Below are 5857 nucleotides of genomic sequence, written 5' to 3'. Positions count from 1 at the left end.
GAACAACACACGGGGGTGCATCATTCCAAGCAAATGTTATATATCCACCAAATTAAAAATAATTTGGTATCAATAAACTTGGCACACTATTGAGTTCTCAAACAACAAACACTCTCGACACCACAACCACCGCAATCGGCGGCTGCTTCGCTCCGGAGCAACTTTACAAGGTTACCATCTTGTTGACTGTTGTCAACTCCATGTTTTCCACTTGTTTACGTCTCTTGAATTTCGTTCCCTTTCGGGCTTTCCGTTCAAGCGGCGCGAGAAATAACTCTACACGTCTTTGAGGTGAACGCAAAATCGGGCGCATGGCCCGTTATTCATCCAAACTTCCCTGTCATTACGGGAATTCGTGGCTCGTTGAGCTGGTCTCCGAGAAAAACCGTCAAAAACATTCTTATGAAGCAGCTCACGCTTAAAGCAGTTGGGCCTGCTTTCCCGCGGAATCACAGGAAACAGGCCCAACAGAAAAGAAAGAACTTACTTGCTTTCGGCGTTACGCAGACGCGAAACCTCGTAAAGCGAGATGCCGACGGCCATGGATGCGTTCAACGACTCCATGGCCGAGTCGATCGGGATCGAGACAATCGCATCGCAGTTCTCGCGGACCAGGCGCGAGAGTCCCTTACCTTCCGAACCGACCACGATGCACAGTGGGCCGGTAGCCAGTTCCAGATTCGGCAGATCCATATCTCCGCCGGCGTCCAACCCGATGACGAAGATGCCTGCGGCCTTGATTTCCTTCAGCGCGTTGGTCAGGTTGCTGCACTTGGCCACTGGCACACGTACCGCTGCTCCGGCACTGGTTTTCCACGCCGAAGCGGTCATGCCCACACTGCGCCGCTCGGGGATGATCACACCGTTTGCGCCGAAGGCCGAAGCCGAACGGATAATCGCGCCTAGGTTGCGCGGATCGGTAATGCCATCCAGCGCAATGAACAGCGGCTGGGTACGTGAGTAACCGCGGTCGTAGTCTTTGACCGACTTCTGCACCAACTGCACGGCGTCTTTGTATTCGTACGGTGGGATCTGCAGGGCCATGCCCTGATGAATCGCGCCGTCGGTGATGCGTTCTAGCTCCGGCTTGCTCACTTCCATCAGCGGAATACCCTGAGCGGCGGCGAGTTTCAGCGACTCGCGCACTCGGTCATCAACTTCGATGCGGATGGCTACGTGCAGTGCCTTCGCCGGAATGCCGGCGCGCAACGCTTCAACGACCGAATTACGGCCGGTCACCATCTCGGCATTGACCTTAATCCGGTCGTTGCGCTTAGCCGCGCTGCGCTTGGTAGCTGCGCGGTCGGCCAGCTCCTTGGTGCGGTAGGCCTTGTGGTAAGGACGATCCTCGGCTTTCGGGGTCGGGCCTTTGCCCTCCAGGGAACGGCGGCCCTTGCCGCCACTTCCCTTGGTTGGGCCCTTCTTGCCCTTGCGAACCGCTCCCGCGCGTTCTTGAGGATTACTCATTTGATGTGTCCTTTGTTTTGAATTCTTCGTATGGCCGCGGGTGCGGTTACTTCGTCAGGGTCCAGCGGGCCCCGTCCGCGGAATCAACAACGGTGATGCCCGCGGAGGCTAGCGCGTCGCGAATGGCGTCTGATCGAGCCCAATCCTTAGCGGCTCGCGCCTGGGTACGTTCGGCCAGTTGTGCCTGAATTAGCGTGTCCAGCGCTTCGGTTTCGGCACTTCCCTGCCCGGTGCCGACGCTACGTGCATCGTCCAGTCCAAGAACCTGCGTCATGGCAAGTACCTGGTCGAGCGCCTCGGCTACAGCCTGTTCTTCGTTCGCATCCAGTGCGGCGTTGCCGCGGCGGACCGTCTCATGAAGCACAGCCAAGGCCATCGGCACGTTCAGGTCATCATCCATGGCGAAGCCGAAAGCTTCGGGTACCGAAGTAGCTTCCACGCTGAGCCCGGTATTGGCGGCTCGGTACGTGGCGTTGGAAATGAAAGTGTCGATGCGTTCTACGGCGGCAGCAGCTTCGGTGAGCGAATCGGGACGGTAATCCAGCTGCGAACGGTACTGCGCCTGACCTAGGAAGTAGCGCACCACGCGAGGTTCGGCCAGCTGCAGCATTTCTTCCGGGGAGATGGTGTTGCCAATGGACTTGCTCATTTTTTCCCCGGCATAGGTGACCATGCCGTTGTGCATCCAGTAATTGGCAAAGCCCTGACCGGCGGCGGTTGACTGCGCCAATTCGTTCTCATGGTGCGGGAAGCGCAAATCTAGCCCACCACCGTGGATGTCGAAGTGCGTGCCGAGGTACTTGGCGGCCATAGCCGAGCATTCTAAATGCCAGCCCGGTCGCCCGCGGCCCCAGGGGCTCGTCCACGACGCGGTGTAGGGATCGCTTTCCTTGTGTCCCTTCCACAGGGCGAAGTCCCGCGGATCTCGCTTGCCACGCGGATCGGCGTCGGCGGCAGCCTGCATATCGTCGATTTTCTGTCGGGTCAGTGAACCGTAGGCCTCGAAGGAGCGTACGTCGAAATACACGTCTCCGGAGTCATCGGTGGCCGGGTAGGCATGACCGCGGGAGATCAAGGTTTCGATCAGCTCATGCATTTCGGTGATGTGGCCGGTAGCGCGTGGCTCATAGGTCGGTCTGCGTACTCCGAGCGCTGCATAGGCGTTGGCAAACTCTTGTTCGAAGCGGTAGGCCAGCGCATACCAAGACTCCCGTGGCGGGTAGTGCTGATCCGCGGCAAATTCCTCGGCGAAGGAGTTCGACGACTTTTCCAAAATCTTGTCGTCGATATCGGTCACATTGCGCACGGTGGTGACGGTAAAGTCCCGGTATTCCAGCCAGCGCACCAAGATGTCGTAGGCAATAGCGCTGCGCACGTGGCCCACGTGCGGCATGCCCTGCACAGTTGCGCCACAGTAGTACAGCTTGACTTCGCCGTCGGTTAACGGCTTAAAGTCTCGTACGGACGCAGTCTTGGTGTCATAAAATCGCAGGCTCACATCTTTAAGGTTATCCGAAGAAACCGGTGGTTGTGCGGGGATGCGACAAGGAACGCACTGACGCGTTGTTTACTGCCCTGCCCGAGTGGCCGGATAGACCAGTGCGGTGGCGTATGCGGTGACCCCGATGCCCTCCCCCTCGTAGCCCAATCCATCGCTGGTGGTTGCGGTGACGCTGACTGGGGCACCAAGGACTTCAGAGAGCAGTTGATTGGCTTCTTCGCGGCGCGCCGCGAAGCGTGGACGGCGGGCCACGAACTGCACCGCCACGTTGCCGATCTCGAACCCCGCGCCTCGGACCAGACGCGCAGCTTCTGCAAGCAGGCTCACACCGCTTGCCCCGGAAAATTCGGGTCGATCCACCCCAAAGTGGGTTCCCAGATCGCCAATCCCGCTGGCGGAGAACAATGCGTCGCAGGCAGCGTGGGCTACCGCGTCCCCGTCCGAGTGTCCCGACAGACCGATATCGTCGGGGAAGAAGAGGCCTGCCAGCCACATCTGCCGTGATGGGTCGGTGCTGACCGCGTGCACGTCGATGCCATTGCCGATGCGTGGGATGGCCAAGTTTTTCTCCAGGTTCTTCGTTGCGGCGGTGGCGAACAATCGACCCACGGTATCCAAATCCTCTGGGTGGGTGACCTTCAGCGAACGCGCATCGCCAACCACGACGTGCACTTCAACCCCGCGGACGCGAACGATCGAAGCGTCATCGGTGACGCGGGCTAATTCTTCGGAACTGTAATGGTCGAGTTGCGCATGAGCATCGATGAGGGTCTGGGCGTCGAATCCCTGCGGGGTTTGCACCGCCCGCAAGGTGCTGCGATCCGGCGTTTCTACGACAATCGGCGAACCAAGGCCCGCCTCCGTGCCGACCACGCTGATCGTGTCGGTCACCGCCAGGGCCGGGATGACTGCCTGGATTGCGGGCTTGCGCAGCTCGGCGAGAATCAGCTCGTATTGGGATACCGGGGCGAAGGCGCGTGCCGCGTCATGAACCAGGATTCGCGTGATCTGCGCGGAGACCGCGGCCAGACCATTGCGCACCGAGGCCGCGCGGCTGTTCCCGCCGGGGACTGTACGCACCAGCGACGGGTAGTAGGCAAGGCGTTCGGTAAGCCGGGAGTCCTTCGGCGGAACCACCACGATTACGTCTTGGACTCCGCCCACTTCGAGAATGCGATCCAGTGCATGCTCAGCCAACGATTTGCCGTGGACCTCGACTAACGCCTTGGGCATACCCGCACCTAGGCGAGTCCCCAAGCCAGCCGCTACCAGGATGACCGCTACCGATTCTTCTCGTTGCTCACTCACGAATCCCAGCTTATCCCGCATTAGAACTGCGGTTAAATGACTAAACCGTGGGTCGCTTTCCAGCGTCCCACGGTTACTTGTCGTTCGGCATCAGGCTTCGATGACTCGACGAAATTTAGGCGGAGGCCAAAACTTCGTCCAGCAGGCCTTCTGCCTTGGTCTCGTCCAGGTCCTTGGCAAGAGCCAATTCGCTGATCAATACCTGTCGGGCTTTGGAGAGCATACGCTTTTCGCCTGCGGACAGGCCACGGTCATTCTCACGGCGCCAAAGGTCACGAACGACCTCTGCCACCTTGATGACATCACCGGAGGCAAGCTTTTCTAGATTTGCCTTGTAACGACGCGACCAGTTGGTCGGCTCTTCAGTAAATTCAGCACGAAGGACATCGAACACATGGTCCAAACCTTCCTGACCTACCACGTCACGCACGCCAACGAGATCAACGTTCTCTGCTGGAACCTCGATGGTCAGGTCGCCCTGAGCCACCTTGAGCTTGAGATACATTTTCTCTTCGCCCTTGATCTTGCGCATTTTGATCTCTTCGATCATTGCCGCGCCGTGGTGCGGGTAGACAACAGTCTCGCCAACCTCAAAAACCATGTGAATAAACCCCTTTCCCACCTCCCAGTCTACCACGGGCACGCTCTGGGAAATCTTCACCATGACCTCAATAACCCCGAAAAGACGCGGAATTCCCTCTTCCACTTGCGGGAGAAACGTGGTATGAAGTTAACAGGTTGCGCGGCTAACCCCTCTCCCACAAGCCGCCACAACTTATCTACAACTTGTCGAAATCGATGTGTTGCCCGTCGCTAAATCACGTTCTGGCGCGAATTACGGTTAGGCTTAGTACCAGTCGTGGTCTTCGCGTTGCCCCGCGCCTTGGGCGCGGAACACCGATAAATGGCCACGAAACCCGCAACTCATTATTCTCACCGAGGAGTTAGTGTCGTGATCACCGCACGCATGACCGCTGGACGTCGTATCGCTGCGTCCCTAGCCGTGGCTGCCCTGGCATTCGGTGTCACCAGCTGTGGCGCCATCAACCAGCAGGCGACTACCACCCAGTACAACGCATCCGATGGCATCCACGTTGATGTTGCCGACGCCGAGGTTCGCAACCTAATGTTCGTCGCAAACACCGACGCTTCCGAGGCCCGCCTGATCGGCTCAGTGGTCAACGACGCAGACAGCGCAGTAAGCGTGAGCATCAAGGCCGGCTCGGCCTCCGCCGTGACGATCGAGGTTCCGGCCAACGAGGTCATCAAGTTGGAAGACGACGCGAACGAAACCGTCATCTCCTCGCTGGGCGTCAACCAGGGCGAGCACGCAGTCACCATCTTCACCGCGGACGGCGAAACCGTCGAGTTCAGCGTTCCGGTAGTCGACGGCACCCTCGCCGAATACCGCGACTTCGTCCCGGGCGGATACGACTCGGCCACCACCGAACACCTGAAGCCAGTGGAGCACGAATCCACTTCGGGCCACTAGGCGCTTTCTAAACGACAAAGGCTTCGGCCTTCGAGAATTCCTCCTCAATGGAAGATTCTCGAAGGCCGAAGCCTTTTGCATTTCTGCGC

Annotated in this window: 5 protein-coding genes; 1 reads left to right on the top strand and 4 read right to left on the bottom strand. The window is 58.8% G+C overall.

All coding sequences use genetic code 11. From position 1 onward, the window contains the following. Nucleotides 1–483: 483 nt before the first annotated feature. From rlmB to ACT3UA_RS18650, 4 genes are all read right to left on the bottom strand, one after another. Nucleotides 484–1467 carry a 23S rRNA (guanosine(2251)-2'-O)-methyltransferase RlmB gene (gene rlmB / locus ACT3UA_RS18665; RefSeq protein WP_096288490.1) on the bottom strand — a complete coding sequence of 328 codons (984 nt, stop codon included), beginning with the start codon at nt 1465–1467 and terminating at the stop codon, nt 484–486. Between the two features lie 46 nt (nt 1468–1513). After that, a complete protein-coding gene (gene cysS / locus ACT3UA_RS18660; protein ID WP_096288493.1) occupies nt 1514–2965 on the bottom strand; it encodes a cysteine--tRNA ligase in 1452 nt (483 codons plus the stop codon). A gap of 69 nt (nt 2966–3034) precedes the next feature. Beyond that, complete coding sequence (ispD, locus tag ACT3UA_RS18655; RefSeq protein WP_255248524.1) at nt 3035–4276, bottom strand: 2-C-methyl-D-erythritol 4-phosphate cytidylyltransferase; 1242 nt, start codon at nt 4274–4276, stop codon at nt 3035–3037. A 115-nt stretch (nt 4277–4391) separates the two neighbouring features. Next, entirely contained in the window at nt 4392–4877 is a 486-nt protein-coding gene (locus ACT3UA_RS18650) for a CarD family transcriptional regulator (RefSeq protein ID WP_096288501.1), read from the bottom strand. Nucleotides 4878–5228: 351 nt separating this feature from the next. On the opposite strand from ACT3UA_RS18650, the gene ACT3UA_RS18645 reads away from it, so the two are divergent. After that, nucleotides 5229–5768: a hypothetical protein gene (locus ACT3UA_RS18645; protein ID WP_096288498.1), complete on the top strand. Its 540-nt coding sequence runs from the start codon at nt 5229–5231 to the stop codon at nt 5766–5768. The last annotated feature ends 89 nt before the right edge of the window (nt 5769–5857 follow it).

It is taken from the genome of Glutamicibacter sp. 363 (assembly GCF_052379505.1).
GTDB lineage: Bacteria > Actinomycetota > Actinomycetes > Actinomycetales > Micrococcaceae > Glutamicibacter.
This window is presented reverse-complemented; position numbering and strand designations above follow the sequence as displayed.